We start from the raw sequence: 26,286 nt of genomic DNA, 5'->3' as shown, positions 1-26,286 counted from the left end.
GCTCGTCGGTGATCGCCGTTCGGGTGATCGTGCCGCAGGCCGGGTGGACGCCACCCCGACGGACCCTGTCGAAAAATGTCTGATCCTGTTGCTTTCTGTTGACAACGTCCGGGTGCTGCCGTAAGCGTTGGAGGAGTCGGCCGTCCCCGCCCCGCCTCCCGACATCCAGTCCGGACGACAAGGAGAAGCGGATGTCCTCCAGGAAGCCCACGCGGCGCGACTTCCTCAGGGCGGCGGGCATCGCGGTCGGTGCGGCCGCGGGTGCGCGGGTGCCCGCCCCGACCGCGTCGGCGCGGGCCGTCGAGACGCTGGCGGACTACGGCGGCCACAGCACCGACGGCCGCACGGTGACGACGACCAGCACGACCGGGCAGCACCTCGCCATCACCGCCTACGGCGACCACGTCGTCCGGGTGCGGGCCGTGCGCGGCGGTGAGACCTTCTTCGCCGACGACCGCTACGAGATGGTCGACCCCGCGAACCACGCGGGCATGACCGGCAGCCTGCGGGTCGTCGACGAGGGCGCCGGCCTCACGATCACGACCGGCGCGGCCGACGGCATCACGATCGTCCTGCGGAAGAACCCCCTGCGCCTGGAGTACCGCCGCACGAGCGACAACAGCCTGCTGGCGGGCGAGGACGCCACGCGGAGCATGAGCTGGAACGGCAGCGTGGTCACCCAGGCCTTCACGCCCGCGGCGAGCGGCGAGCGCTTCGTCAAGGGCGGCCACGGCCTCTACGGACGGGCCCCTGGGGTCGACCGGACCGGGGAGGTCGTGTCGCACAACTACGGCGCGCGCGGCGACCACTCGGACCAGGCGCCCGCGATCGTGCCGCTCTACCTGTCGTCCAGGGGGTACGCGGTCTTCGTCAACACCACCTTCGACACGACGTTCAGCTTCGGCGCGAGCGGCAGGTACGAGTTCTCCGCCGACGGCCACGACACGTCCGGCGTCCGACCGCAGATCGACTTCTTCGTCATCGAGGGCCCTGGGTTCGCCGCCCTCCTCGACCGCTACACCCGCCTGACCGGCAGGCCGCGCTTCCCGCGGATCGGCGTCTTCGGGTTGCAGCTGTCGGACAAGAACTTCCCGAGCGTCAGCGACCAGAACTGGTGGACCACCAGGATCACCGCGCTGCGCGACGCGGGCTTCCCCCTGGACGTGCAGGTGCACGACAACCGCTGGCGCGCGGGCTCCGGGAACTGGAGCGGGTCCTGGTTCGAGTTCAGCCCGGTGCGGTGGCCCGATCCCGCGGGCTTCAAGCGCTGGGCCACCGAGAACGGCGTGCTCACCACGCTGGACTACAACCGCAACAACTCCAACGAGATGGCGGGCTGGATCCCCGGTCCCCCACCGGGCTACAGCTTCGCCCCGGCCGACCTGACCGGCGTGAGCGACAACGACGCGGTCCCGGACTGGAGCAACCCGGCGACCCGCGCGTGGGTGTGGCGCGTCTTCTGGACCAAGGCGCTCGACCCGGCGCTGGGCTTCCCCGGCGACGCGCTGTGGCTGGACGAGCCGGACGAGATGGGACCCATCCCGCACAACGCGCTCGCCGCCAACGGCCAGCGCTGGGCCGAGCTGCGCAACGCGTACTTCCTGCACTTCCAGAAGGGCGTCGGCCAGGAGGGCTGGGACCGCTACGTCGGCACCGCCAAGCGCCCCTGGACGTTCACCCGAGGCGCCACCGCGGGCCAGCAGCGCTACGGCCACCTCTGGACCGGCGACATCGACTCGACCTACTCGGAGATGCGGGAGCAGATCCGGGGCATGCAGAACGCGGGCCTCGGCGGCTTCCCGTACTCCAACATCGACGCGGGCGGCTTCTTCGGCGGCGTGCTGTCCGACGCGCTGTACCGCAACTGGGTGGCGGCCTGGGCCAGCACGTCCCCGATCTGGCGGCCGCACTCGACGGGCGACACCGCGGTGCTGGGGCGGGCCGCGTCCCGCTGGCCCATCGACCAGGGCGCCGCGGTGCAGGCCGACTTCCTGAAGTACAGCCGGGTGCGCTACACGCTGCTGCCCTACGTCTACTCCATCGCCCACGCCGCGCACGCGACCGGGATGCCGATGGCCAGGGCGATGGTGATCGACCACCAGCACAACGGCAACGCCTACTCCCACGACCTCCAGTACATGTGGGGTCCGTCGATCCTCGTCATGCCCGTCACCACCGACGTGGACGGCGCGGTCCAGAACGTGTGGCTGCCCGCGGGCACGACCTGGTACGACTTCTGGTCCGACGCCAGGACCGCGGGCTCCGACACGGCGGACAAGGCCCACACCACCCGGACCGGCGAGATCGTCATGTACGTCAGGGCGGGGAGCGTCCTGCCCCGGTACCGGTACGCGCAGAGCACCGCTTTCCTCGACCGGACCCACCTGGAGGTGGACGTCTACGCGGGCGGGGACGGGTCGTTCGCCGTGCACGAGGACGACGGCGTGACCGAGGAGTTCCGCGTCGGCTCCGCGGCGAGCACCACCGCGCTGACCTACACCGACTCGGCGAGGCGGGTCGTGGTCGACCACCCGGTGGGCACCTACCGGGGCGCGCCGACCGAGCGCCGCTACGTGGTCCGCTTCCACGGCCTGGCAGCGCCCGTGGGGATGCGCGTGCGCGGCGGCGCCGCGCTGCCCGCGTTCACCGGCGAGGCGGCGGCCGTGCTCAACGGCAGCGGCCAGGTCTGGGACCCCGCGAGGAAGGTCCTCTCGGTCGTGACGCCCACGATCGCCGTGGTGACCGGCGGTGGTGCCGCGGCGGTCGTGGAACCGAGCGGAACCGCGTTCCCGACGCCGTCGGGCAGGACCGTGCACGGGGCCGAGGACGCCGCCCTCGGCGGTGCGGTGATCGGGTCGCGGCACGCCGGGTACACGGGCAACGGCTACGTCGACTTCACCGGCGCCACCGACGACTTCGTGGAGTGGACGATCGCCGTGCCCTCGGCCGGGACCCGCGCGCTCGGCTTCCGGTACGCCAACGGCGGTACCACCGACCGGCCGTTGCGGGTCTCGGTCGGCGGCACGGTCGTCGGCACGCTGCCCTTCGCCCCCACGGGAGCCTGGACGACGTGGGCCACCGCCCGGCTGACCGCCGCGCTCCCGGCGGGGAGCGCGATCACGGTCCGCGCCACCGCCACCGGTGCGAGCGGCGGGAACCTGGACTGCCTGGTCGTCGACTGAGGCCCATTCTTGATCGTACGATCCAGATAACGTACGGTGAGGCCATGGCGAGGACCCGCGAGTTCGACACCGAGGCCGTGGTGAGCCGGGCGATGGACCTGTTCTGGCTGCGCGGCTACGAGGCGACCTCGGTGCGGGACCTGACGCGGCACCTGGGGATCGGGCAGGGGTCGCTCTACGCCGCGTTCGGCGACAAGGACGGTCTGTACCGGGCCGCGCTGGAGCACTACCGCACCACCCGCGCGGCCGCCGCGCTGGCCGACCTGGAGAAGGGGGTGGACGCCCGGTCGGCGATCCGCACGATGCTGGTCGAGCGCATCCGGATCGCCGTGGCCGACGGCGGTCGGGGCTGCCTGGTGGTCAACGCCGCCTGCGAGCGCCTGCCGGAGGACCCGACGACCCGGCGCACCGTGCGGGACGTGCAGGACGCCAGCCGGGACGCGCTCGCCGAGGTGCTGCGGGTCGCGGCCGAGCGCGGCGAGATCGCGGCGCGGCACGACCCCCGCACGCTCGCCGCCTTCCTCGTCACCTTCCTCAACGGACTGCTCATCTCCTCGAAGGTCACGCCGGACACCGCGGCGCTCGAACCCCTCGTGGAGGTCGCGCTGGCGGCCCTCGACTGATGCGCCACGCTCCCCACTCGACCGGTGCGCCACGCCCTCACACCGCATCGGTCGATCCAGAGAACGATCGTCGCCAGGAAGGTTGGGAGACATGATGTTCGACCACGACGGAGCACCCGTCCGCACGGGCAGGGCGACCGTCAACGGCACGAGCCTGCACTACCGCACGGCCGGGTCCGGGCCCGCCGTCGTGCTGCTGCACGGCGTGCCCAAGACCGGCTACCACTGGCGGCACCTCCTGCCGAAGCTGACGCCCCACCACACCGTCGTCGTGCCGGACCTCCGCGGCCTCGGCGACTCCGCCCGCCCGGCGGACGGCTACGACTCCGCGACCATGGGCGACGACGTCGCCGAGCTGATGGCCCACCTGGGACACCGGAGCTACACCGCGGTCGGCGAGGACTGGGGGGCGGTGATCGGCTACCAGCTCGCCGCCCGCCACCGCGACCACGTCGACGCCCTCGTGTTCGCCGAGGCGCTGATGCCGGGGTTCGGCTTCGAGGAGCACGTCGCGCTCACCCCCGAGAACGTCGCGAGCGGACTGCACCTGTGGCACCTGGGCTTCTACTTCCAGCCCGACGTGCCCGAGGCGCTGATCGCCGGGCACGAGCGCGAGCTGATCACGTACATGATCAAGTTCGAGCGCGCCCGTCCGGACAGCGCGGGCCCGGACGCGGTCGACGAGTACGTGCGCTGCTACTCCACCCCCGGTGGCATCCGCGCCATGCTCTCGATCTACCGCGCGATCCTCGTCGACGCCGAGCAGAACCGGCAGGCCGCCGAGCGGAAACTGGACATCCCCGTCCTGGCGCTCGGTGGCTCCGCCTTCATCGGCGACCGCAACGAATCCCAGATGCGCCTGCTCGCCCACGACGTCGTCGGCCACGTCTTCGACGCCGGGCACGACCTCGCCGAGGAAGTCCCCGACGAGGTGGCCGACGTGCTCCTGCCCTTCCTGGCCGAGGTCGGGTGACGGCGCCGCGGGCGGGACCGGCGAAGCGGTCCCGCCCGCGGCGGCATCACCGCGGTGAGCCCCGGCGCGGCAGCACCCCGAGCGCGACCGCGGCTCCGGCGGCCACCGCGAACGCGCCGACCAGTTCGGTGGCCCGGAAGCCCGCCCCGGCACCGAGCAGGATCAGGTAGCCGGACGCGGCGAGGCCACCGCCGACGTGGCTCATGGACTCCAGCAGGGCCGACGCCGTGCCGCGGTCGGCCTCCTCGGCGTCGCCGACGCACTCGCGGGTGAGCGCGACGTAGATCGGGCCCGAGGAGATCCCCCACAGCACCAGCCACGGCAGCATCGCCGTCACCCCGTCCGAGCCGCTGATCGCGATCATCGCGAGCGCCGAGGCGCACAGCAGCATGGACACGACCAGGACGAGACGGGTGCCGTGCCTGCGCAGGACCACCGGGGTCAGCAGCGAGCTGACGATCCCGCTGACCAGCACCGGTGACAGGGCGAGACCGGCACCCGCCGCCGACAGCCCGTGCTCCTGCTGGAGGCGCAGGCTGCCGACGACGATCACGGCCGTGTAGCCGGCGCAGTACGCGCCGAAGGCCAGGCAGCCGCCCACCATCCGGCGCGAGCGCACCAGGCGCGGGGTGATGAGGGGGTGGGACGCGCGGCGCTCGACGAGCACCAGGGAGGCGAGCAGGACCAGGCCCAGGCACACGACGAGCGCGGCGCGGCCGGTGTGGTCGCCGCGCCCGAGTTCCTCCATGCCCAGCAGCAGGGTGACCAGCCCGGCGGTGACCACGACGGCGCCGAGGACGTCGAGCCTGCCCGCGGCCCCGCGGCGCGGCTCGTCGCGGGGCAGGAACACCAGTGCCGCGCCGACGGCCGCCGCCCCGACCGGCACGGTCACCAGGAAGATCCACCGCCACCCGAGCTGGACCGTGATCAGCCCGCCCAGCATCGCACCGGCCAGCCCGGCCACCCACGCCGCGAAGGCGATCACCGAGAACACCCGGCTCTTCCAGGGCTCCGCGGTGAACACCGAGCCCGCCGTGGCCAGCGCCGCCGGGATCGCGAACGCCGCGGCCACGCCCTGGAGCACGCGTCCGACGAGCAGCAGCGGCAGGCCGGGGGCCAGTCCGGCGACGAGCCCGGCGACGGTGCACAGCGCCAGGCTCGCCACCAGCGTCCGGCGACGCCCCCACAGGTCGCAGACCCGCCCGCCCAGGACCAGCAGCGCCCCGATGCTCAGCGAGTACAGGCTGAGCACCCACTGGAGGGCGCCCGGTGCCAGGTCGAACTCGGAGCCGATCGAGGGCAGCGCCGTCGCGACCGCCAGGCTGTCGAACAGGACCAGCAGGGAGGCGCTGCCGAGCAGGACGGCCACCGGCCACGGCCGGACCGCCGGCCCGGTGGTCCGGCCGCCACCCGGTGCCCGCGTCCCCACCTCCCCCGTCATGCGGACGTCGTCAGGTCGTAGCCGTACCGCCGGGCGACGTCCCGCAGCTCCCCGCCCGAGAAGAACCTCGCCAGTTCCGGTGTCATCCAGTCCTTCCACCCGTCGGTCTTGCCCTCGCGGACGACCCTGCGCTGGTCGTCGTGCTCCGGGTGGGCCGCGGCCACCCGGTCCTCGTGCTCCCGCATCCGCGCGAACGAACTGGCGCCGACGGCACGCACGACCTCGGCCTCGGAGGCCTCGACGCCGAGTTCGCGCAGCGCCGTCGACACCACCTCCACCGGTCGCCGCTTGAGGTCCTCGAACCGCAGGACGTGGACGTGGTCGGCGCGCTCGGCCCGTTCCGCCCACGACGCGTAGAAGGCGGGCCAGTCGTCCACCGGGCCGGGGCTGAAGTCGCCGGGACCGCGCAGCCACCCGGCGAAGGTGTCCGGCACGCGGTCCCACTCCTCCTCGGCGAACCGCCGCCGCCACTGGTAGCTGGCGTAGATCGCGTCGCGCGGGTCGCGCACGAGCACCCACACACCGCCGACGTCGGCCTCGCCGAACACGACCGGCGGGTGGTGGGTCTTGACGAAGCGGGGCCACAGCGCCACGGGACGGCCGTCGCCGGTCTCGTCCTTGTCGTGCTGCGCGGCGAGGTGGCGGCGGTAGGCCACGTGGTCGGCCGCCACCTCGGCCCGCCCGTCCTCGTGCAGCACCTCGGTGTAGGCGTCGACGTAGTTGAGGCCGAGTTCGAACAGGACGTTCCCGATGAGGGACTGGCCCGACCCGCCGTGGCTCGCGACGACGACGTCCTGCCGCCCGAGGCGGGTCACGTTGCGCCGGTACAGCTCGCTCACCCGACCGAGGGCCAGGTCGTGGTCGGGGAGCACCGTCATCGCCGCTCCCCCGCGTCGCGCACGGCGGCGATCCACCCGACCGTCACGTACGGGACGTCGATCTCGTCGACGCCGAGCGCCTCGACGTGCCGGTCGATGTCGGCGAGGATCGCGTCGAACTGCTCGCCCGCCTGGCGCTCCAGGATGCCGTGCGACCGCCAGGCCGCCAGCCAGTCCGCGACCGGGACCCGGTGCAGCACCGGCTCGCGCAGCACGGTCGGCGTCCCGTACAGGCCGCTCTCCTCGATCACCGGCGCCTGGTCCTCGCGCCGCGCGCCGTAGCCGTAGTCCGGGATCCTGGCCCGGATCAGGCCCTCGATCTCCGCCTGGAGCGGGTCCTCCAGGTCGCGGTGGTTCCAGACGCAGACGAACCACCCGCCGGGCCGCAGGATGCGGGCCGTCTCGCGGAGCGCGAGCGGCCGGTCGGTCGTGGCGAACGACGAGCCGAAGGTGACGATGTCGTAGGCGGCGGAGGCGAGCCCGGTGTCCTCGCCGATGCCGACGTGCCAGGTGACCTCGCCGCCCCTCGTCCGCTCGACGCCGATCTCGCGCATCGCGTCGTTCGGCTCGACCGCGTCGACCACGCAGCCGCGCGCGAGCAGGTCGACGGTGAGGTGGGCGTTGCCCGCGCCGATGTCGGCGACGCGGGGAGCGGGCCGTCCGGCCAGCTCGACGATCCGGTCCACGGCGCGCGGCGCGTACGGGGGCCGCTGCGTGTAGGTCGCCGCGAGCTTGGTGTAGTCCCACTCCAGCGGCTTGTTGGCGGATGTCATGGTCGATTCACACCTTCCTGTGGCAGACGTGCGGAAGTCGGTGGGTCGCTCAGGTGGCGGCGGGGGTGTAGGTCAGCCACCCGCGCACCACGTCCACGAAGGCCTCGTGCTCGTCGGTGTAGACGGTGTGGCCGCTGTTCTCGAAGATCCGGAGTTCGGCCCCCCGGATGCTCCGCGCGATCTCCTCGGAGAACTCCGGGGCGCAGATCCAGTCGTGCCGTCCCCCGATCACCAGCGTGGGGGCGGTGATCCGGTGCAGGTCGCCGGTGACGTCGTAGGTGCGGAGGAATCCCGCGTAGCCCTCGTTGAGCGCCTCCGGCGAGTAGACGCACCGCCGTTCGCGCTCCTTCGCGAGGTCGAACGTGCGCGAGTACACCGGTCCGAGGACCTCGAAGTACTCGCGGAGCTCCTCCTCGTCCCGGAACGCGCCCGCCCACAGCTTCTCCGCGGCCTCGCGCTGCTCCGGCGTACCGCGCTCGGCGAGCAACTCCTTGGCGCGGCTGATGAACCGGTGGTCGGGTGCGGTGATCACGGCGATCAGGTGCGACAGGTTGTGGTCGTAGCGCGTCGCGTAGGACAGCGCGACCATCCCGCCGTAGGAGACGCCGAGCAGGCCGATCTTCTCCAGGCCCAGGTACCGCCTCAGCGCCTCGACGTCCTCGACGTTGTTCTCCAGCGTGTAGGTCTCCCTCGGCCCTCGCGCGGACCGCCCGCTCCCGCGGTGGTCGACGTAGACGATCTGCGCCTTGTCGGCGAGCGCGGAGAACGCGGGCTTGAAGCCGCTGTGGTCGCCGCCGGGGCCGCCGTGCAGCGCGAACAGCACCGGCTTCTCGCGCATGTCGACGCCGTCCGGCACGAGTCCCGCGCCCTCCACGTCGAAGTACAACTCGGTGTCCCGGACTTTCGCGCGCATGCGGTCCTCCTCTGGGTCGGACGCGGCCACTGCCGCACAGCGGGGTCTCAGCGGACGCTGGTGGAGTTCGTGCTCGGCGGAACGGTCCAGGCGCGTCACCCCCTCGTGGACGTGGTCGTGGCGGTCGAGCCGCTCAGCAGCGGGGCGACGACGGGACGCAGCGCGTCGGCGACCACGGCGTTGCCGCGCGGCCCGCAGTGCGGCCCCAACCGGCCCAGGGTGAACAGCTCCCGCCACCGCGGGTCCCGGCGGAACCGCTCGGTGACGTCCACGACGGGCAGCGTCGAGCGCAGGCCCGCGAACACCTCCTCGTGGGCTGTGCCGCCGTCGGGCCGCTCCAGGTCCACCGGCTGCGGCACGACGAGCAGGACCGGGTGCTTGCCCGCCGCGCGGCACCGGGCGGCGAACCGCTCCACCAGCGCGCGCAGCAGGCGGCGGGCGTCCGGGTCCGCGCAGAGCCGCGCCGTCCAGCGCGCGTTGTCCCGCAGCACCACGCCGAACGCCGCGCGGACCGCCCGCTCCCGCCGTTCGGGTCCGCGACCGATCCCGGTCAGCAGGTGCGCCAGCACCGGGAGGTGCCGCCGCGCGCGGCGCAGCAGCCTGGGCAGGTAGGGGAAGTCCAGCAGGTCGCGGCGGAACTTGGTGGCGTGGAAGGGATCCAGCCGGGTGATCTCCGGAAGTCGCTCGCGGTAGGTGGCGTACCCGCCGGGGTCGTCGACCGCGCTCGGGTGCGGCACCAGGCCGTCGGGCCCCAGGGTGAACCGCGGCTTGAACGCGAGCACGTTGCCGTACTCGAAGTAGTGCTTCCAGTACGAGTGCACCCGTGCGACGGTCTCCGGCACGACGCCCATGACCACGACGTCGGCCTCCAGGGTCGGCAGCTCGCGTTCGAGGCGCAGCAGGGCCTGGTCGAGGCCGTAGTTGCCGACCCCGTAGTTCGCCACGCCGACGCCGAGCGCCCGCGACAGCAGGTGCGGCCACGTCTCGTCGTCGTCCACGAGGCGGCAGAACGTGTAGGAGTCGCCGAAGCAGGCCACGGCGGCACCGCCGTCGAGGCGGGGGTCGCGCCTGCGTCCGCGCTCGTCCACGGCCCAGCTCGTCGTGCCCCGGTCGGTGGTCTCGGTGCCGTGCTCCCCTGCGCGCCTGCACCACCCCAGCTCGGGGTCGAACGACCTCGCGGCGTGCCGCTCGACCAGTGCCGCGGGGATCTCCGGTGCCAGGTCGCGCCGCGACACGAGCCAGGGGAAGTCCGGCCGCAGCGCCCGCACCAGCGCGTGGACGGCCAGCTCCGCCGCGAGGTACCCGGCCGCCGCGGCGGCCAGCCGCCCGGCGGCCGTCACGTCGTCACCCGCGCGGTCAGGGCGGCCACGATCCGCTCGACCAGCTCGTCCGGGGTGCCGTCGCGGCCGGAGCTGTCCAGCACGAGGTCCGGGTCCTCGGGGCGGGGGAACGGGATGTCCACGCCCACCACGTCGGACTGCTCGCCGTCGAGGGCCGCCCGGTACAGGCCCCTGGTGTCGCGCTCGACCACCACGTCCATCGGCACGTCGAGGAACACCTCGAAGTAGTCCGAGAGGTTCTCGCGGTTCCACGCGCGCCACCGCGGGAAGATCGACAGCACGGCGGCCACCACGTGCACGCCCTGCCGGTCGAGCATCCGGCACAGGCGGCTGATCCGCTCGGCGTTGACCTCGCGGCCCGCCACGTCGTGGGACAGCGCGCCGCCCCACACCTCGCGCAGCAGGTCGCCGTCGAGGTAGACGAGGTTGGCCGACTCCTCGCGCAGCCGCGCGGCCAGGCGCGTGCCCACGGTGGTCTTGCCCGCACCCGACAGACCGATCAACCAGACGATCACCCGAGCACCTCCTGCCCGTCGCCGAACACCAACCGGCCCCGCCGCACGAGGTCCTCGCAGACGTCGAGGTCGCCGGGGCTGTCCACCTCGCCCCACGCCTCGTGGCAGGGGACGGTCTCGATCCGCTCCCCGGCGTCGAGCAGCGCTTGCAGCAGGCTCGTCACGTCCAGCTCGTCGACCCGCCGCGCGGGCAGCCCGTCCAGCAGCGCCAGGGTCGCCGCCCACGCCTCCGGGGTGAACCGCAGCAGCCCCAGGTACTGCCCCTGCACCTCGGCGACCGTGCTCGGCCGGGCACCGATCCGCTCCAGCGCCCCGTCGGGGGCCAGCCGGAAGGTCTCCGCGTCGTCGAGCGGGTCGGCGAACCGCCGTTCCCAGAGCTGGAGCCAGTGGGGGTCGTGGGCTATGGCCAGGTCCCCCGGCGCGGCGACGAGGCCGCGCACCGTCGCCGCGGAGTAGACGATGTCGCCGTAGGAGACGACGAACGGCCCGCCGGCCAGCCACTCCGACGCGGCGAGCAGCGAGCGCACCATGGCGGTCTCGGCCCACCGGTGGGCGGGGAACACCGGCAGCCCCAGCCCGGTGAGGTCGTCGGCGCGGTAGCCCGCCACGATCGCCAGGTCGGTCACCCCGGCCGCGGTCAGCGCCGCCCGCTGCCACGCCAGCAGGGGACGGCCCGCCAGCGGCACCAGGCACTTCGGCCGGTCGTCGGTGAGGTGGCGCAGCCTGCTGCCCCGGCCCGCCGCGAGGATCACCCCCCTCATCGCCCACCGCCGAACTGCGAGCGGAACAGCTCCCGGTCCGGCTCGGCGAGCGCGGTCGGCAGGCGTTCCGGGTGCCACATGACGCCCAGCACCGGTTCCGTCTCGTGCCGCACGCCCTTGACGACGCCACCGGGACCGGTCGCCCACACCCGCAGCGGCGGCCTCGACCCGACCGCCGCCCAGTGGTGGTAGCTGTTCACCACCCGCTCCCGGCCGTCCGCCAGCACGGTCTGCCGGGGCGCCACGTGCCCGCTCACCCGCGTCAGCGGCACCCCGAAGCGGCGCAGGAGCAGCTGCATCCCCCGGCACACCCCGACCACGGGGAGACCGGCGCGCAGCGCCGCGTCCAGCAGCGCCGTCTCGGTGCGGTCCCGCTCGGGGGCGTCACCGCCGAGTTCGACGAGGTCGTTGCCGCCGGTCAGGAGGACACCGCCCACCGGGAGCGCGCGGAGCACCCCGGCCGCGCGGGCGGGGTCGTTGGGCACCGGGACGGGCAGCAGCCCGCAGTCCGCCAGGAAGGACCACCACCGCTGGTCGACGGCGTCGTGGCGGGTGCCGCGCTCCGGGTCGACCACCACGCGGGACGTGACGGCGACGCACGTCATGGCAGCACCTCCACCCTGCGGTTCAGGCAGTCGACGGTGAGCCGCCGGGCGGTGGACCACCGGTCGTAGAGCACCTGGCCCGCGCCGATGACCGCCGGGATGCCGAGCTGGTGCGCGCGGATGGCCATGTGGGAGTTGGCGCCGCCGAAGCGGGTGATGAACCCCGCCACGCCCTCGGCGAAGATCCAGTCGTAGCCGGGGTCGCCGCTGGGCAGCATCAGGATCTTGCCCTTGACGTCGGCCGGCCGCGACGAGATCAACGCGACGGGACCGGTTGCGGTGCCCTGGGTGACGTAGTTGGGTTCGCTGGTGGGCAGGTGGAACGACGTGACGTCCTCGGGGCAGGCGATGACCGGGGGCAGCACGAGGCGACGGGTCAGCCCGTACTGCTGCCGCCCCGCGTCGGCGCTCCGGCGCAGCACCTCCTCCGGGCTCGCCGCGCCGCGGTACAGCTCGTCGACGCACGTGATCGTCGTGCAGGACATGTCGTCGACGTCGACGCCCGCCTCGCGGCCCAGCCGCGCGAGGAGCGAGAGCGCCTCGCTCAGGTGCCGGGTGAACTCGAACTTGGAGTTCTCGCGCTGCTCGATGCTGGTGACCACGAACGCCAGCAGCCCGTGGGCGTCCAGTTCCAGCCGGTGCTGGCGGAGCAGCCCGTCGACCAGGCGCATCGTGCTCGCGGGCAGCCGGAACGGCGGCGGGTCCACGGCGCGCGTCCGCCGGTCGGGCCAGTCGAAGTAGCCGTCGGGGTCCTCGTCGTAGCGCGGGGACCGGATGTCGTAGGTGCCGGGGCGGAGGAACCCGTACCGGTGCAGGAACTCCTCGCGCGACAGCGCCGTGCGGTCGCTCAGCATCCTGTTGGTCACCGTGTCCAGCGAGGCCATGAGCCGGGCGACGTCCTGCTCGGTCAGCACGCCGATCCCGACGAGCGACCGCAGCATCTCGGTGGCGATGAAGCCGAGCCTGGCGAAGCCCGCGAACGCGAGCGTGCCGAACCGGCGGCAGTCCTCCAGCAGCCAGTAGACCTGGCTCGGCAGGTCGAGGTCGGACTGCCGCACCTCGTTCAGCTTGGCGCGCAACGAGGTGATGGCCGCCAGGTCCTCCTGCCGCGCCGGGAACTCCGGGTCCATGAGGTCGTTGGTCAGGGTGCGCAGCGCCACGACGACGTCGTCGCGCTCCCCCGCGCCGAACAGGTGCCCGGCCTGGTCGGCCAGCCGCTCCCGGACGGTGAAGGAGTAGCAGGAGAAGACGACGTCGAACTCGATCTTGTCGTGCAGCTCGGGGTTGTCCACGAGCCGGTCGATGTAGTGGTCCACCAACCGTTCCGCGACCCGGTCGTCCAGCGACGCGGGGACGAGCGAGTTGCAGCTCGCGCGCACGTCGACGTAGGGCAGCCCGCGGAAGTCGAGCATCAGCGGGAAGCCGCGGACGTCCCGGTAGCCGTAGCGCGCCCGCTGGGCCGCCCACTGCCCGTCGGTGATCAGGCGCTGGTACAGCGACGCGGCCAGCGGACGGGGGCGGGTGCCGACGATCTCCGCCGGGTTCCAGTCCGGCATCACGCCGAACACGGTCCGCTGTCCGCACAGGTGCGGGTGCGGCTGGCTCGCCGTGCGGACCTTCGCGGCGACGGCGGCCAGCGCCTCCTCCAGCGCGCCGTCGTCGGTCAGCGGCTCCACGACGAGCGGGCGCACCTGGAGCAGGTACAGCTCCCCGTCGTGGTCGAAGGCGAACTCGACGTCGAGACCGGTGCGCCCCAGCAGCTCCTCCAGCTCGTGGGACAGCAGCACGAGACGGCGCAGCCGCGGGTCGACGCGGGAGGTGTCGGCGGACTTCCAGGAGTAGAACGTCCGCAGCCGCGCGCGACCGCCACCGGTCACCGCCGCCGGGTCGCCGTCCTCCTCGTAGTTGACGACGAGGTAGGGGGAACCGGTGTTCGGGTCGCAGGTGAAGACCACCCCGCTCATCGTCACGTCGCGGACGAGGGGCTGGACGAGCACGAGCTGGTCGCCCAGCTCGTGCTCGGGCAGCACGTCGACGCGGGCGCGGTAGGAGTCGATCACGGCGTCGACCGCCGTGCGCAGGGCGGCGCGGCCGGTGACCCCGGCCACCGACAGGTAGCTGCCCGGCATCAGGGTGCGGGGGTCGTCCTCCCGCCTGGTGCTGCTGCGCACGATCAGCGGGCGGTGTCCCCAGGGGCGGTCCTCGACCCGGTCGAGGACGCGGTCCCGGTCGGCGCTCCACTCGTCGACCCGGAAGTGCAGCAGGGGCAGCACCCGCGCCGTGCGCACCAGCGGGGCGAGGTTCTCCAGGGTCTCGGCCTTGGAGCCGAGGAGCCCCACCGGGTCGGCGGGTACCGTGCGCGGCGGCACCGCGCCCGGCGACGAGCGGGGCAGCGGCGGGGCGGCGTGGTCAGGCGCCATGATGCTCCTTCACTCCCGGTGTGAGGACTGGTTCAGCGGACGCGTCCGGAATCGGGTGACCGGGTCGCGGAAAGCGGCGGGAGAACCCGCTCGCACATCGCAAAAGAATCGCGAATGGATGGACGCAACAGCATCGCTCCCCCTCAGGTCGCCCGTCGCCGTCTCCGTTCAACGGCAGTACCCCGGCCAACTCCGAGCAAACTCCCCATTGCACGGGCACAAAATTTGAGACATTTTTACGAATGCCGGTGGCACCTTCAGAGCAATCGGATGCGACGAATTCGCGGTTTGAGCCTCGAATTACCACAGGGGTGGAATGAATGCGCGCCGCGAGCCGGTTTGGTGGTGCGGGGCGGGGGGAAGTTTCGACCATGGTCTTGTGCGACGGCGGGCTTTCGGCGGTGTTGGCCGAGGAGTCGGGGCGGCTGCTGACCGGGTTGCGGCGCGGCGGTCTGCGCGGTGCGGAGCTGGGCAGACGGGGAGACCTGCTGTCGCACCGGTTCCTGGTGCGGGCGCTGGCCGACGCCCGTCCGCACGACGCCGTGCTGTCCGAGGAGGGCGCCGACGACCCGCGGCGGCTGGCCGAGGACCGCGTCTGGATCATCGACCCGCTCGACGGCACGCGCGAGTACGGGCTCCTCGGTCACACCGACTGGGCGGTGCACGTGGCGCTGTGGCAGCGGGGGCGCGGCATCACCTCCGCCGCCGTCGCGCAGCCCGCGCTGGACGTGGTGTGCGCGAGCGGGACCGCGGTGGCGGTGCGCCGGACGGCCGCGCGACCGCGGATCCTGGTGAGCGGGAGCCGACCGCCGTGGTTCGCCCCCGCCGTCGCCGCCGCGCTCGACGCGGACCTCGTCGGCATGGGCTCGGCGGGCGCCAAGACCCTGGCCGTGCTGCGCGGCGAGGCCGACGCCTACCTGCACGCGGGCGGCCAGTGGGAGTGGGACTCCGCCGCGCCGGTGGGCGTCGCCGCGGCGGCCGGGCTGCACACCTCGCGGGTCGACGGAACGCCGTTGACCTACAACCAGGCCGATCCGTACCTGCCGGACCTGCTGATCTGCGCGCCCGAGCACGCCGAACCCATCCTCACCGCCGTGCGCGGCACGGGACCGCTCAGGCCCGCATGACCGCCGCGATCGGGATGCGGGCGGCACGGATCGCGGGCACCAGTCCACCGAGCACCCCGGCGACCACCCCCGCCACCACCCCGGCGACCCCCGCCTGCCACGGGAACGAGATGTCCTGGAGGGCCGGGTAGCTCGACCCGAACAGGGCCGACCCCACCTCCACCCCGGCTGCCCCGGTCCCGATCGCCGCCGCCGCGGTCAGCAGGCCGACCAGGAGGGTCTCCGCCAGCACGATGCCCGCCAGCAGCAGGCGCGACGTGCCGAGGGCGCGGCGCAGGGCCAGTTCCTCGACGCGCTCGCCGACGGTGGCCAGTCCGACGTTGAGGATGCCCGCGACGCCGATCAGCAGCACCAGCGCCGCCATCCCCAGGAAGATCAACCGCATCAGCGAGAGCTGGTTCTCCATGTCCTCCCGCGAGTTGACCGGGTACGCCGTCAACCCGTCCTCGGCCACGCCGACGGCCACCAGGCGGGCGCGCAGCGTCCGCACGAGTTCCGGTGCGGCGGGTGACAGCAGCACCTGGACGCGGGAGCCCTCGCGGGACGGACCGGCGGTCGGCAGCCACGCCCCCACCTCGTCCAGGCGCACGTAGACCGCGGGCTGCGGGTTGCCGTCCGCGACCACCCCGACCACCTGCGGCGTCACGTGGAACGCGGCACCGGGCAGCGCCATCTCGCCGGGGACCCGGTACCGCCGCAGGCCGACCGCGGCCTCCTCGTTCAGCACGACCCTCGGGGCCAGCGCCGGTGCCGAGGCGAAGTCCAGCCACTCCCCCGACACCGGGCGGAACGGCCGGAACCCGCGGACGTCCCCGGTGAGGGCTTCGAGCTTCACCTCGATCGCCTGGCCGTCCGGCTCGCCGGAGCCGTCCGACGGACCACCCGCCCGCGCGTGGTCGAACGGCACCGCGCCGTCGTTGATCGGGCGCACACCGGGTTCGCCGATGACCGCGTTCATGCCGATCGAGGCCACCCCGTCGGACCTGCCCGACAGGGTCCGCTCGACCACGGTGAGCGCGGACGGCTCGTCGGGCACGCTCATCCAGAGCGTGCCGTCCCTGCCCCGCGACAGCTCGACGCCGGAGAGCATCGCGCGTTCGGCGATCTCGGAGCCCGCCTGCACCGTCAGCACCGCGAGCACCCCGAGGAACAGGCTGATCATGGACAGGAACGTGCGCAGCTTGCGGGCGCGGATGCCCTGGCCGCCGATGACCAGCGCCGAGCGCAGCTTCCCGGAGCCCATCAGGCGGCCCCCGTCCCGCGCGGGCGGGTCGATGTCGTGCGCGTCATGCCTGGTCCTCCTGGTGGGTCGTCGGGGTGATGGTGCGCAGCGCCCGCCCGCACGCCGCGGCGGCGGCCAGCGAGACGAAGAACCCGGCGGCGGCCGGGGCGGCGATCCACGGCGTCACCGTCGTGCCCGCGTCGTCCGGGACGCCCGGTGCGACCGTCAGCAGCCCGTGCCCCACGGCGACACCCGCCGCGCAGGCCGCGAGCGTGGCCACGACCACCGGCAGCACGACCTCGCGCCGCAGCACCGTGCGCAGCACTCGCGCGGGTGTGCCCGCCGCCATCAGCACGCTGAACGTCCGGCGCCGCTCGACCACCGAGCCCACGGCGCTCACCGCCGCGCCGGAGCCGCCCAGCAGCGCGGCGACCACCAGGCCGATCAGCACCGCCCGGTGGAGGTCGGCGAGCATCGTGGTGGCGAGGGTGTCGGACTCGGCGGAGTTCCGCAGCGGCGATCCCGGAACGGCCCTGACGAGCGCGGTGTGGACCGCCTCGCGGTTCTCCGGTGTGGTCAGCACCGCGACGCCGTTCGGCCGGGCGGCCAGGGTCGGGACGAGTTCCGGGTCGACGACGACGTGGGAGCCGCCGTGGTGGAGGCGGACCCCGACGCCGTCCGGCAGGGCGACCCTCGGCCGCGCCTGGCGGCTGGAGATCCGAAGTGGACGGACGGTGTCCAGCGGGTGCGGCGCGTACACCGCCGGTCCGGGTTCGCAGGTGAGCCCGGTGAGGACGGCCGCGACGTCGGCGCACCGGGCGACCACCGCGGGGTACGACCGGCCGCCGGAGTCCAGCAGTCCGTCGACCAGGGGCACGACGGGCGCGGTCGTCGCCGTGCGCAGCGCGTCGATCCGCCGGGGGTCGGTGACGTCGTGCGCGACGACGGCGTCCGGCGCCCACGTCCCGTCGTCGACGATGACCTGCCGCTCCAGCGTCGGCACCATGGTCAGCGCCAGCGCCCCGGTGAACACGGCGACGACCACGCCCGCCGTGCCGCGGAAGGCCGCGACCGGGTCGCCGAGGAGCCGCCGTCCGGCGAGCAGCGTCGCCGGTCGGCGCCAGCGCCCGACGAAGAGCCAGCCCACCAGCGACGTCAGCACCGGTCCGGTGAACACCAGTGCCAGCGCGACCCCGGCGACGCCCGCCAGCACCACCTCGAAGCGGTTCGGCCCGCCGACCTCGCGGGCGACCACGAGGCCGACGGTGAACAGCGCGAACGCCCCGACCAGGACCGGCGTTCGCCGCCACCGGACGCCGCGGACCTCCACCGCGCCCGGCGGACGGGTGAGGACCCTCCGGTGGCCGACCAGCGCGGCGCCCACGACGAGCAGCGGCGCGCACACCGCCACCACCGCGGCCACGAGCGGGTCGGGGGTGAAGTCGTCGGGGAACCAGGTGCCGCCTCCCCACGGGACCCGCGCGACGAGGTGGCTCGACGGCCAGGCCAGCGCGACGCCGAGCAGGCTGCCCGCGACGGCCCCGGCCGCGATCTCCACCGCGACCACCGCGGCGGCCTGGCGCGGTGTGGCGCCCACCAGCCGCAGGGCCGTGAGCCTGCGTTCCCGCTTGGCGGACGTGAGCCGCCCGACCGACCCGACGAGCACCAGGCAGGGCACCACGAGCACCACCAGGCCGATCCTGGTGAGCAGGTGCAGCATCCCGGCGGTGTCGGCCACGCGCACGCGCGGCCCGAGCAGGTCGCTCGCGCGGACGCCGTCGACCGCGCCCGGCGGGTGGCCGACGATCGCGACCAGCTCGTCCGGGAACCCCAGCGCCCGCTCGTCCAGCAGGCCCACGACGGCGCCGGGGAAGCGGTCGCCGAGCCTCGCCGGGGGCACCGCGCCGACCAGGTCGGCCAGCGCGGGCGAGAGCACCACCTCACCGGGGCCGGGCAGGCGCGGGATCCCCCGCGCCACGGCGACCCCGGCCGGGTCGTCCGACGCGACGTCGAAGCGCTCGACCAGCTTGCCGCGGAACTCGTCGCGGGTGGCCGCGACCGTCAGCGGCCCCTCGGGGCTCGCGCCGCGCCACGCGACGCGGTCCTCCCGCGCCCGCAGGGCGGTCGGAGCGGTGACCAGCCAGAGGACCAGCAGCACCCCCACCGCCACGCCGAGCGCGACGAGCACGGCCGAGACCCGCGCGCCGCGGTCGCCGCGGAACAGGGTGATCGCGAGCCTCACGCGACCCCTCCGTCCCGCGGCGCACGCGCACGCCTCCACACCGGACGGACCCCGACCGACCCACGAACCCTCGACACCGCAGCCATGCCGTGAATGCTGTCGAGCCGCCGCCGGTCCCCACCTCGGTCACGTCGCCACTTCGGATCGGTCAAGTGACCGAGGTGGGAGGTGAACCGGATCAGTAGCGTCTCCACCATGGACGGACTCCGCAGGCAGTGGCCTACCGCGCTCGCGCTCGGCGCGCTGCTGGTGGTCGAGCTGACCTGGCTCCTGCCCGTCCGCGGCCCCGACGTCTGGGTCTGGTTGCTGACCGTGCCCGCGTGCGCGGCCGCGCTCGCCGCCCACCGGTTCCCGGCGGTGTCGACGGCGGTCGCGGCCACGTCCGTCGTGCTGACCTCGCTCGCCGTGGACGAGGACGGGTCGCGCCTGGAACGGCTGCTGAGCCCGCTGTCGCTGGCCGAGACGGCGGCGTGCATGGCGATCGTGGCCGCCGTCGTGCGGTGCGCGACCCCGAGGGCGGCGGGCGTGAGCGTGGGTGTGCTCGTCGTGGTGAGCACGCACGCGGCCGTGGTGCGCACGGGCTTCTCCTGGACCGAGTCGAACGTCGCGGGCTCGCTGCTGCTGGGCGTGGTCGCGATCGGGACGGGCCGGTACTTCCGGGCGCGGGACGCCGAGCGGGAGCGCCTGCTGTCCTCCTCGGTGTCCGACGCGCAGCGGGAGGAGCGCATCGCGCTGGCCCGCGAGCTGCACGACGTCGTCGCGCACCACGTGACCGGGATGCTGGTGCAGGCGCAGGCCGCCCTGGACGTGGCGGAGGAGGACCCAGGGGCGGCGCACCGGCTGCTGCCCGGCATCATCGGCAGCGGGACTGAGGCGGTGGGCGCGATGCGCAGGCTCGTGGGCACGCTGCGCGAGGGCGAGGCGGAGGTGGCGACGACCGACCTCGGCGCCGACGTCCTGGCCGCCGTCGAGCGCGCCCGCGACCAGGGGCTGCCCACCAGGCTGCGCATCGACCTCCCGCCGGACCTGCCGCCCGAGCTGGGCCGCTCCGTGCTGCGGCTGGTGCAGGAGTCGCTGACCAACGCGCACAAGCACGCCGTCGAGCCGACCGCCGTCGACGTGGAGCTGTCCCGGACGCCCACGGCGGTGCGCGTGGTCGTGACCGACGACGGCAGGCCGGGGTCGGCGCGGTCGGCGGGTTACGGTCTCGTCGGCATGCGGGAACGGGTGGGCATCCTGGGCGGCCTGTTCTCCGCCGGTCCGGACGGGAACGGCTGGCGGGTCGTCGCCGAACTTCCGTGGGAAGGGCACGCGTGATCTCGGTCCTGATCGCCGACGACCAGGAGATGGTGCGCACGGGGTTCCGGCTGATCCTGGAGAGGCGGCCGGACATCTCCGTCGTCGCCGACGTGGCCGACGGGGTCGCGGCCGTCACGACCGCGCGCGAGCTGCGGCCGGACGTGTGCCTGGTGGACATCCGGATGCCGGGTCTCGACGGCCTGGAGGTGACGAAGCGGCTCGCGCCGACGTCGAAGGTCGTCGTGGTGACGACCTTCGACCTGGACGAGTACGTGCACACGGCGTTGCAGCACGGGGCCAGCGGGTTCCTGACCAAGGACGCGGGGCCCGAACTGCTCGTGGAGGCCGTGCGGGCGGCGGCGCAGGGCAATGCGCTGATCTCGCCGCAGGTGACGCTGCGGCTGCTGCGGCAGTTCACCCGTCGGGGTGAGAGCGCGGACCGGAACAGGCTCACGGCACGGGAGCAGGACGTGGTGCGCGAGGTGGCGCGCGGGCTCACGAACCAGGAGATCGCCGTCGCCCTGCACATGTCGCTGTCCACCGTGAAGACGCACCTGACCTCGGTGCTGGGCAAGCTCGGCGCGCGCAACCGCGTCGAGATCGCGTCGTGGGCCTGGCGGGCGGGCCTCGCCGGGTCGTGACCCGCCCGCACCAGGTCAGAACAGGGCGACGGGGTTGACCGGCACGCCGGTCAGGCCGTGGACGCGCGGCGGGGCGACGGTGAGCAGGAAGCTGTGGCGCCCCAGCTCCGCGCACAGCTCGGCGAGGTCGTCCAGCTCGGCCGCGTCCACCAGCGGCATCGCCATCCGGCCGAGGCCGACCCCGTGCAGCGGCGACGGCCCGTCCGGGTCGAGCGGCGGGTGCGCGTCACCGCGGTCGGCGGCGCAGAGCGAGACCCCTCGGCGGTGCATCCAGCGCACCGCGTCGAGGCTGATCCCCGGTGTCGGCGTCCCCGGCACCGGGACGCTCGACCACCCCAGCCGCACCACCAGCGCGTCGCCCTCGCCCACCTCGACGCCCTGGCGCCGCTCGGCCCGCTCGAAGTCCTCCGACGTCACCGCGTGGCCGGGGGCGAGCGGCCCGTCCGCGGCCAGGTCGAGCAGGACGCCCCGCGTCACGATCCCGGCGGCGAACGCCCCCGTCGACCCGTGCACGACACCGCCGGGCGTCACGGCCTGCTCCCTGGGCTTGCCGGGGTAGACCAGGTCGTCGCGGGACCAGTGCGCCAGCGCGTCGATGTGCGTCGACCGCACGTGGTGGTTCGTCACCAGCACCAGATCCGCCGCCACCCCCATCCCGGTGTGCGACACCATCTGCTGAACCGGGGACACCTCCACCGTCGTGGGCGCGAACGGGCCGCTCACCATCGGGTTCGGCGTGATCGGCTGCGCGAGCGACACCCACCGACCGAGCCGCACCTCCGCGGCGGCCCTCGCCCGCACCTCGTCGGTGATCAGGTTGAGCGTGCCGAGCTCGTCGTCGGCCCCCCACCGCCCCCAGTTGTCCGGCAGGTCGAGGTCGGTCGGATCAGCCATGTGGTGGGGCCCTTCTCGTCGAGGTCGGCGGTTGTCCGGCCGACCGGGGAGCAGCGCCACGGTATCGATCGGGTGATCCACCCGCGTCGGTGGAAACCACCTGGTCGCTCCCGGAAGGACGGTCCCGCCCGCACCACCGGGGAGCGTCCGCACCACGATCCCGGTCGCGCACCGGATCGCCACCGTGGACCGGGTCGTCGGCCCGCGGTGCGGGAGGCGCGTTCGCGTCACCGGACCCCGACCGCCACACACGCCACCGTCCGCCGGACGGTGGCGGCGCTAGACGGGCGAGGCGGGCGAGGCGGTGTCCGTGTCGGCGCCGTTGTCGGCCTGGCGCTCGGTGTGGCCCGCTCCGTGCCAGTCCAGGCAGAGCACGGTGGCGTCGTCCTCCAGGCGGTCGCGGCAGGCGCGCCGCACGGCCCTCGTCACCACCCGCACCACCTCCCTGGGGTGCAGGTCCTGCGTGTCGCGGAGCAGCGCGAGCAGGTCGACGGCTTCCGCGTCGCGCTCGAACATGCCGTCGGTGAGCAGCACCAGCCGGTCGCCGGGACGCAGGTCCAGCCGCTGCACGCGGTAGTCGTGCGGGGCGACGCCGAACAGCAGGTCGATCTTCAGCTCCAGCGGCTCGACCACGCCGTCGCGCAGCAGCAGCGGCGGCGGGTGGCCCGCGTTGACCAGCTCCACCGCTCCGGCACGCAGGTCCACGCGCAGCAGCACTCCGGTCGCGAGCGACCCCCGCCGGTGGTCCATCAGCGCGTGGTTGGCCTGCCGCGCCTGCTCGGCCAGGTCGCTGCCGTCCCGGCGGGCCTTGCGCAGCGCGCCCACCAGCAGGGTCGCGGTCAGCGCCGAGCTCACGTCGTGGCCGACGGCGTCGGTCATCGACACGTGCAGGGAGTCGCGGTCCAGGGCGTAGTCGTAGGTGTCCCCGCCGATGTCGTGGGCGGGCACCAGCGCTCCCGCGACGGTGAACTGCGCCGCCTCGCAGCAGGACGCCGTGGGCAGCAGCTGGTGCTGGATCTCCGCGGCCAGGCTCATCATCCTGGTGCGGCGACCGGAGTGGTAGAGGTCGGTGAAGCGGCGGTCGGTGACGATGACGTAGGCCAGTGCGTGCGCGGCCTCGCCGAGCTGCCCCAGCACGTCCTCGTCGAGGGAGGGAACGGTCACCTCCAGCACGCCGATGCAGTCGCCGCGGTTGGTCACCGGCAGCACCACCCGCACCCCGTCGTCCTCCGGCTGGTGCCACGGCAGCTGGGTGCGCAGCACCTCGTCGTAGGAGCCGTCCCGCGGGTCGACGCTTTCCGCACCGGCCCCCGCGGGGTGCGTGGTCGAGGTCAGCCGCACCAGGTGCTCGTCGACGAGGTCCACGAGCAGGAACGACACGTAGAAGGCGTCGAACCGCTTCGCCAGGTCGCGCGCGACCACCTCGACCGACTCCACCGGCGGCGCGCTCTCGGCCGCCGCAAGCACATCACCCGATAGCACCGCATCACCATCCCTCGACGTGTTCCGCACAGTGGTGCTCACCCAACCACACGTTCGTCCACGCGTTGTTCGTCAACCGCGCTCGACCCGACGGTGAACAACAACCCTCCGGTACGCATGGGGGGTCGGCGATCCGGCCGACCGGACGGGGGAGGAACCACGGGGAGAACACCGGCGGTCGGCGCGGTGGTCGGCGCCGCACCGGCGAGCGCCGCGCCGTGGTGCGCGGTGGGCGCGGCGTGCTTCTGCGCGAACCCGGACGGCTCCGGCCAGGTGATCGTCGTGCGGGACGAGGTGTGGCAGGACCTGACCGGTTTCCAGAGCGTCAGGGTGATCGTGAACGACCAGGTGCCGGACGACGACGCCTGCGCGGCCACGGGTGTCGGCGGGACCGGGCAGCAGTTCTGCGTCCCCGGCGGGTCGTCGGTCCTGCTGCCCGCGGGCGTGGCGATCCGGTCGGTCCGGGGTTGACCGCGGAGGGACCGCGAGAGCACTGGCCCCGCCGGCCGCCGTCCGCGCGGCGCTGCCGCTGACGTCCGCGACCGCGCGGGCGGAACCCGGTCCGACGGTCCGGGCGGTGGTCGACCGGGTCGTCGCGGCCAACCCCGGCGCGCGCCGGGCACCGTGCTGCCCGCCACCGGCGTCCGGGTGTGCTGATCCGTCGGACCGCGCCGCCGCGGACCTCCGTCGCCCCCGGTCGACACCGACCACCGGTGTCGACCACGGGCGAGGGCGGGAACCCCTGTGCTACGGCGAGATCAGGGGAGGCACATCACCTCTGGGTGTGGGGGTCGATGAAGCCGCCGGCCGCGTCGGTGGCGGTGGTGCCGAAGTCCTGCGCGGTGCCCGCCAGGTTCTGCCCGGCCTCGCCCGCGCCCTCGACGAACCCACCGGCCGTCTGCGCGACCTGGTCGGCGGACTGGCCGAACTGGTCCACGGCCTCGGCGCCGGGCACCTCGATCCCGGTCAGCTCGGTGACCTTGTCTCCGGCGCCGCCGAAGAGCTCGGCGGCTTTTTCCTTGAAAGCATCAAAAAGGCTCATATCGGACATTTCATCAGATTTAAGGTCAAAAAGCTCGTTCGCCCTCGCCCGATCGGTCGCGCCCGCGACGGCCGACCAGGTCATCCGAGGTCGAGGTTCGCCGACCGCGTCGGGACCGCGTCGAGCGCGGCGAGCGCCTCGTCGTCCAGCACGACCGCGCCCGCGTCGACGTTGGCCTCCAGGTGCCGGACGTTCGACGTGCCGGGGATGAGCAGCACGTTCGGGGCGTGGTGGAGCAGCCACGCGAGGCCGACCTGGGCGGGGGTGCGGCCCAGGGACTCCGCCACGGCCAGGACGGCCCGCTGCTCGGTCACCTTCGGCAGGCCGGGGAGACCGCCGCCGAGCGGGAAGAACGGCACCCAGGCGATGCCCTCGGCGGCGCACAGGGCGAGGAGGTCCTCGTCGTCGCGCGACACGAGGCTGTAGGCGTTCTGCACGCAGGCGACGCCCGCCGGGATCGCCCGGCGCAGGGTGTCCGACGAGACGCCGCTGAGCCCGATGGCGCCGATCTTGCCCTCGTCGCGCAGGGCGACCATGGTCGCGAGCTGGTCGTCGAGGTCGACCACCTGGTCGCCCTCGGCGCGCAGGCCGGGTCCGGCGTCGGTGCGGCGCAGGTTCACCAGCGGGATCCGGTCGAGGCCGAGGCCGACGAGGTTGGCCTCGACGCTCGCCCGCAGCTGCTCGGGCCGCTGCGCGAGGCGGAGCGGGACGGGGGCGCCGGGGTCGGGGTCGGCGCCGACCTTGCTCGCGATCAGCACGTCGTCCTCGGGCCGGACCGCCTCGCGGATCAGCTCGTTGGCGGGGCCGTAGAAGTGGGCGGTGTCGATGTGGTCGACGCCGAGCTCGACCACGCGCCGCAGCACCGCGACCCCCGTCGCGCGGTCGGCGCCGTGGTGCAGCTGCATCGCCCCGTAGCCGACGCGGGAGACGGTGCGGCCCGCGAGCGGGCCGGGGCCGCCGGGGCGGGTGGTGACGGGTGAAGGCATGGGAATCCTGTCCTCGTGCGATGATCGCCAAGACGGAGGCTCCTCCGTTTCACCACAACGCTACCGGAGGTGCCTCCGTTTTGTCTGCACCCGACCCGAGCGCCCGCAGACCCCGCTCGGACGCGGCGCGCAACCGCGAGAGGCTCCTCACCGCCGCGCGGAACGCCTTCACGGCGGCCGACGACACCGTCCCGCTGGAGACCATCGCCCGTGACGCCGGTGTCGGCATCGGCACGCTCTACCGGCACTTCCCCACCCGCGAGGCGCTCGTCGAGGCCGTCTACGCCGCCGAACTCGACGCCGTCGCCACCAGCGCACCCGCCCTGCTGGCCGCGCACCCGCCCGAGGTCGCCCTGCGGGCGTGGCTGGACCGCTACGCGGCGTTCGTCGACACCAAGCGGGGGATGATCACCACGCTCCGCGCGGGCTGGCAGTCGGGGCGCACGGCGACCCCGGCCACGCGGGAGCGCGTCACCGCCGCCATCGCCGCCATCCTGGCCGAGGGCGCGCGGACGGGAGCCCTCCGCGCCGACGTCGACCCCGAGGACGTCACCGCGATGCTCCTCGGCGTCTTCCTGTCCACCACGGTCGGCGGCGACCCCGAGCGGACCGGCAGACTCCTCGACCTCGTCGTGGACGCCGTGCGCCCGCGGTGACCCGTCAGGGCGCGGGCGCCTCCGCGAGGTGCGCGCGCGGCGCGGGCGCCCTCGACGGGGGCGGGTTCACTTCGCGCCCACCGCTCCCCTGTCGTCGTCGGGCAGGGGCTCGTCGGCCTCCTCCTCGTCGAGGAACCCGCCGGACTGGTGGCGCCACAGCTTCGCGTACACCCCACCCACCGCCAACAACTCCGCATGGGTCCCCTGCTCCACCACCCGACCCCGATCCAGCACCACCAACCGATCCATCCGCACCACCGTGCTCAACCGA

General features: G+C 73.9%; 23 protein-coding genes and 1 pseudogene. 8 read left to right on the top strand and 16 right to left on the bottom strand.

Annotated features, from left to right (window positions below; all coding sequences use genetic code 11):
• Positions 1 to 191 precede the first annotated feature (191 nt).
• The 3 genes from AC156L_RS24715 (at position 192) to AC156L_RS24705 (ending at position 4,778) form a co-directional block, all read left to right on the top strand.
• On the top strand, positions 192 to 3,182 hold the full coding sequence (locus AC156L_RS24715) for a TIM-barrel domain-containing protein (protein ID WP_330879118.1): 2,991 nt from the start codon (positions 192 to 194) through the stop codon (positions 3,180 to 3,182).
• Positions 3,183 to 3,226: 44 nt separating this feature from the next.
• Positions 3,227 to 3,805, top strand: a complete 579-nt coding sequence (locus AC156L_RS24710; protein ID WP_330879117.1) for a TetR/AcrR family transcriptional regulator — start codon at positions 3,227 to 3,229, stop codon at positions 3,803 to 3,805.
• 91 nt (positions 3,806 to 3,896) lie between these two features.
• Entirely contained in the window at positions 3,897 to 4,778 is an 882-nt protein-coding gene (locus AC156L_RS24705) for an alpha/beta fold hydrolase (RefSeq protein WP_330879116.1), read from the top strand.
• Positions 4,779 to 4,824: 46 nt separating this feature from the next.
• Here the strand turns inward: AC156L_RS24705 and AC156L_RS24700 are convergent, their stop codons facing one another.
• The 9 genes from AC156L_RS24700 to AC156L_RS24660 form a co-directional block, all read right to left on the bottom strand.
• Positions 4,825 to 6,219 carry an MFS transporter gene (locus tag AC156L_RS24700; protein ID WP_330879115.1) on the bottom strand — a complete coding sequence of 465 codons (1,395 nt, stop codon included), beginning with the start codon at positions 6,217 to 6,219 and terminating at the stop codon, positions 4,825 to 4,827.
• Positions 6,216 to 7,097: a sulfotransferase domain-containing protein gene (locus tag AC156L_RS24695; RefSeq protein WP_330879114.1), complete on the bottom strand. Its 882-nt coding sequence runs from the start codon at positions 7,095 to 7,097 to the stop codon at positions 6,216 to 6,218. Before AC156L_RS24695 ends, AC156L_RS24700 begins: the two co-directional genes overlap by 4 nt.
• Entirely contained in the window at positions 7,094 to 7,870 is a 777-nt protein-coding gene (locus AC156L_RS24690) for a class I SAM-dependent methyltransferase (protein ID WP_330879113.1), read from the bottom strand. The genes AC156L_RS24695 and AC156L_RS24690 overlap by 4 nt, the downstream gene beginning before the upstream one ends.
• Before the next feature lie 49 nt (positions 7,871 to 7,919).
• Positions 7,920 to 8,783 carry an alpha/beta fold hydrolase gene (locus AC156L_RS24685; protein ID WP_330879112.1) on the bottom strand — a complete coding sequence of 288 codons (864 nt, stop codon included), beginning with the start codon at positions 8,781 to 8,783 and terminating at the stop codon, positions 7,920 to 7,922.
• A 95-nt stretch (positions 8,784 to 8,878) separates the two neighbouring features.
• Positions 8,879 to 10,123: an SGNH/GDSL hydrolase family protein gene (locus tag AC156L_RS24680; RefSeq protein ID WP_330879111.1), complete on the bottom strand. Its 1,245-nt coding sequence runs from the start codon at positions 10,121 to 10,123 to the stop codon at positions 8,879 to 8,881.
• Entirely contained in the window at positions 10,120 to 10,638 is a 519-nt protein-coding gene (locus AC156L_RS24675) for an adenylyl-sulfate kinase (protein ID WP_330879110.1), read from the bottom strand. Before AC156L_RS24675 ends, AC156L_RS24680 begins: the two co-directional genes overlap by 4 nt.
• Entirely contained in the window at positions 10,635 to 11,399 is a 765-nt protein-coding gene (locus AC156L_RS24670) for a phosphocholine cytidylyltransferase family protein (RefSeq protein ID WP_330879109.1), read from the bottom strand. The genes AC156L_RS24675 and AC156L_RS24670 overlap by 4 nt, the downstream gene beginning before the upstream one ends.
• The gene (locus tag AC156L_RS24665; RefSeq protein WP_330879108.1) at positions 11,396 to 12,004 is read right to left on the bottom strand and encodes a gamma-glutamyl-gamma-aminobutyrate hydrolase family protein; all 609 of its coding nucleotides are present in this window, start codon (positions 12,002 to 12,004) and stop codon (positions 11,396 to 11,398) included. Before AC156L_RS24665 ends, AC156L_RS24670 begins: the two co-directional genes overlap by 4 nt.
• Positions 12,001 to 14,424, bottom strand: coding sequence for a PEP/pyruvate-binding domain-containing protein (locus AC156L_RS24660; protein WP_330879107.1), 2,424 nt, complete (start codon positions 14,422 to 14,424; stop codon positions 12,001 to 12,003). The genes AC156L_RS24665 and AC156L_RS24660 overlap by 4 nt, the downstream gene beginning before the upstream one ends.
• Before the next feature lie 371 nt (positions 14,425 to 14,795).
• Here AC156L_RS24660 and AC156L_RS24655 point away from each other — a divergent pair, with 371 nt between their 5' ends.
• Positions 14,796 to 15,551, top strand: a complete 756-nt coding sequence (locus AC156L_RS24655) for a 3'(2'),5'-bisphosphate nucleotidase CysQ (RefSeq protein ID WP_330879106.1) — start codon at positions 14,796 to 14,798, stop codon at positions 15,549 to 15,551.
• Here AC156L_RS24655 and AC156L_RS24650 read toward each other — a convergent pair.
• On the bottom strand, positions 15,538 to 16,794 hold the full coding sequence (locus AC156L_RS24650; RefSeq protein WP_330879105.1) for an ABC transporter permease: 1,257 nt from the start codon (positions 16,792 to 16,794) through the stop codon (positions 15,538 to 15,540). The two genes, AC156L_RS24655 and AC156L_RS24650, sit on opposite strands and share 14 nt — an antisense overlap.
• Positions 16,795 to 16,837: 43 nt before the next feature.
• The gene (locus AC156L_RS24645) at positions 16,838 to 19,015 is read right to left on the bottom strand and encodes an FtsX-like permease family protein (RefSeq protein WP_330879103.1); all 2,178 of its coding nucleotides are present in this window, start codon (positions 19,013 to 19,015) and stop codon (positions 16,838 to 16,840) included.
• A gap of 195 nt (positions 19,016 to 19,210) precedes the next feature.
• Between AC156L_RS24645 and AC156L_RS24640 the strand changes: the two genes are divergently transcribed.
• Both AC156L_RS24640 and AC156L_RS24635 read left to right on the top strand, forming a co-directional pair.
• Complete coding sequence (locus tag AC156L_RS24640; RefSeq protein ID WP_330879102.1) at positions 19,211 to 20,332, top strand: sensor histidine kinase; 1,122 nt, start codon at positions 19,211 to 19,213, stop codon at positions 20,330 to 20,332.
• Positions 20,329 to 20,955, top strand: coding sequence for a response regulator transcription factor (locus tag AC156L_RS24635; protein ID WP_330879101.1), 627 nt, complete (start codon positions 20,329 to 20,331; stop codon positions 20,953 to 20,955). Before AC156L_RS24640 ends, AC156L_RS24635 begins: the two co-directional genes overlap by 4 nt.
• Positions 20,956 to 20,970: 15 nt before the next feature.
• On the opposite strand, the gene AC156L_RS24630 is transcribed toward AC156L_RS24635, so the two are convergent.
• Positions 20,971 to 21,849, bottom strand: a complete 879-nt coding sequence (locus AC156L_RS24630; RefSeq protein WP_330879100.1) for a cyclase family protein — start codon at positions 21,847 to 21,849, stop codon at positions 20,971 to 20,973.
• A gap of 279 nt (positions 21,850 to 22,128) precedes the next feature.
• Complete coding sequence (locus AC156L_RS24625) at positions 22,129 to 23,331, bottom strand: PP2C family protein-serine/threonine phosphatase (protein WP_330879099.1); 1,203 nt, start codon at positions 23,329 to 23,331, stop codon at positions 22,129 to 22,131.
• Positions 23,332 to 23,517: 186 nt separating this feature from the next.
• Between AC156L_RS24625 and AC156L_RS24620 the strand changes: the two genes are divergently transcribed.
• Positions 23,518 to 23,802 carry a hypothetical protein gene (locus AC156L_RS24620; protein ID WP_330879098.1) on the top strand — a complete coding sequence of 95 codons (285 nt, stop codon included), beginning with the start codon at positions 23,518 to 23,520 and terminating at the stop codon, positions 23,800 to 23,802.
• A 301-nt stretch (positions 23,803 to 24,103) separates the two neighbouring features.
• On the opposite strand, the gene AC156L_RS24615 is transcribed toward AC156L_RS24620, so the two are convergent.
• Entirely contained in the window at positions 24,104 to 24,457 is a 354-nt protein-coding gene (locus AC156L_RS24615; RefSeq protein WP_330879097.1) for a hypothetical protein, read from the bottom strand.
• Positions 24,454 to 25,359, bottom strand: a complete 906-nt coding sequence (locus AC156L_RS24610) for an aldo/keto reductase (protein WP_330879096.1) — start codon at positions 25,357 to 25,359, stop codon at positions 24,454 to 24,456. Before AC156L_RS24610 ends, AC156L_RS24615 begins: the two co-directional genes overlap by 4 nt.
• 80 nt (positions 25,360 to 25,439) lie before the next feature.
• Here AC156L_RS24610 and AC156L_RS24605 point away from each other — a divergent pair, with 80 nt between their 5' ends.
• Complete coding sequence (locus tag AC156L_RS24605) at positions 25,440 to 26,015, top strand: TetR/AcrR family transcriptional regulator (RefSeq protein WP_330879095.1); 576 nt, start codon at positions 25,440 to 25,442, stop codon at positions 26,013 to 26,015.
• A 66-nt stretch (positions 26,016 to 26,081) separates the two neighbouring features.
• On the opposite strand, the pseudogene AC156L_RS24600 reads toward AC156L_RS24605, so the two are convergent.
• A pseudogene (locus AC156L_RS24600) lies at positions 26,082 to 26,286 on the bottom strand (ABC transporter ATP-binding protein); the annotation flags it as partial.

Source organism: Umezawaea sp., assembly GCF_057122925.1.
Note: the sequence above shows the minus strand (reverse complement) of the source record. Positions and strands in the feature narration are given on the sequence as shown.

Bases quoted from the DNA above. Each gene is read 5' to 3' on its own strand.
- AC156L_RS24715 (WP_330879118.1), top strand. From the start codon at position 192: ATGTCCTCCAGGAAGCCCACGCGGCGCGACTTCCTCAGGGCGGCGGGC.
- AC156L_RS24710 (WP_330879117.1), top strand. From the start codon at position 3,227: ATGGCGAGGACCCGCGAGTTCGACACCGAGGCCGTGGTGAGCCGGGCG.
- AC156L_RS24705 (WP_330879116.1), top strand. From the start codon at position 3,897: ATGATGTTCGACCACGACGGAGCACCCGTCCGCACGGGCAGGGCGACC.
- AC156L_RS24700 (WP_330879115.1), bottom strand. From the start codon at position 6,219: ATGACGGGGGAGGTGGGGACGCGGGCACCGGGTGGCGGCCGGACCACC.
- AC156L_RS24695 (WP_330879114.1), bottom strand. From the start codon at position 7,097: ATGACGGTGCTCCCCGACCACGACCTGGCCCTCGGTCGGGTGAGCGAG.
- AC156L_RS24690 (WP_330879113.1), bottom strand. From the start codon at position 7,870: ATGACATCCGCCAACAAGCCGCTGGAGTGGGACTACACCAAGCTCGCG.
- AC156L_RS24685 (WP_330879112.1), bottom strand. From the start codon at position 8,783: ATGCGCGCGAAAGTCCGGGACACCGAGTTGTACTTCGACGTGGAGGGC.
- AC156L_RS24670 (WP_330879109.1), bottom strand. From the start codon at position 11,399: ATGAGGGGGGTGATCCTCGCGGCGGGCCGGGGCAGCAGGCTGCGCCAC.
- AC156L_RS24665 (WP_330879108.1), bottom strand. From the start codon at position 12,004: ATGACGTGCGTCGCCGTCACGTCCCGCGTGGTGGTCGACCCGGAGCGC.
- AC156L_RS24660 (WP_330879107.1), bottom strand. From the start codon at position 14,424: ATGGCGCCTGACCACGCCGCCCCGCCGCTGCCCCGCTCGTCGCCGGGC.
- AC156L_RS24655 (WP_330879106.1), top strand. From the start codon at position 14,796: ATGGTCTTGTGCGACGGCGGGCTTTCGGCGGTGTTGGCCGAGGAGTCG.
- AC156L_RS24650 (WP_330879105.1), bottom strand. From the start codon at position 16,794: ATGGGCTCCGGGAAGCTGCGCTCGGCGCTGGTCATCGGCGGCCAGGGC.
- AC156L_RS24640 (WP_330879102.1), top strand. From the start codon at position 19,211: ATGGACGGACTCCGCAGGCAGTGGCCTACCGCGCTCGCGCTCGGCGCG.
- AC156L_RS24630 (WP_330879100.1), bottom strand. From the start codon at position 21,849: ATGGCTGATCCGACCGACCTCGACCTGCCGGACAACTGGGGGCGGTGG.
- AC156L_RS24615 (WP_330879097.1), bottom strand. From the start codon at position 24,457: ATGACCTGGTCGGCCGTCGCGGGCGCGACCGATCGGGCGAGGGCGAAC.
- AC156L_RS24610 (WP_330879096.1), bottom strand. From the start codon at position 25,359: ATGCCTTCACCCGTCACCACCCGCCCCGGCGGCCCCGGCCCGCTCGCG.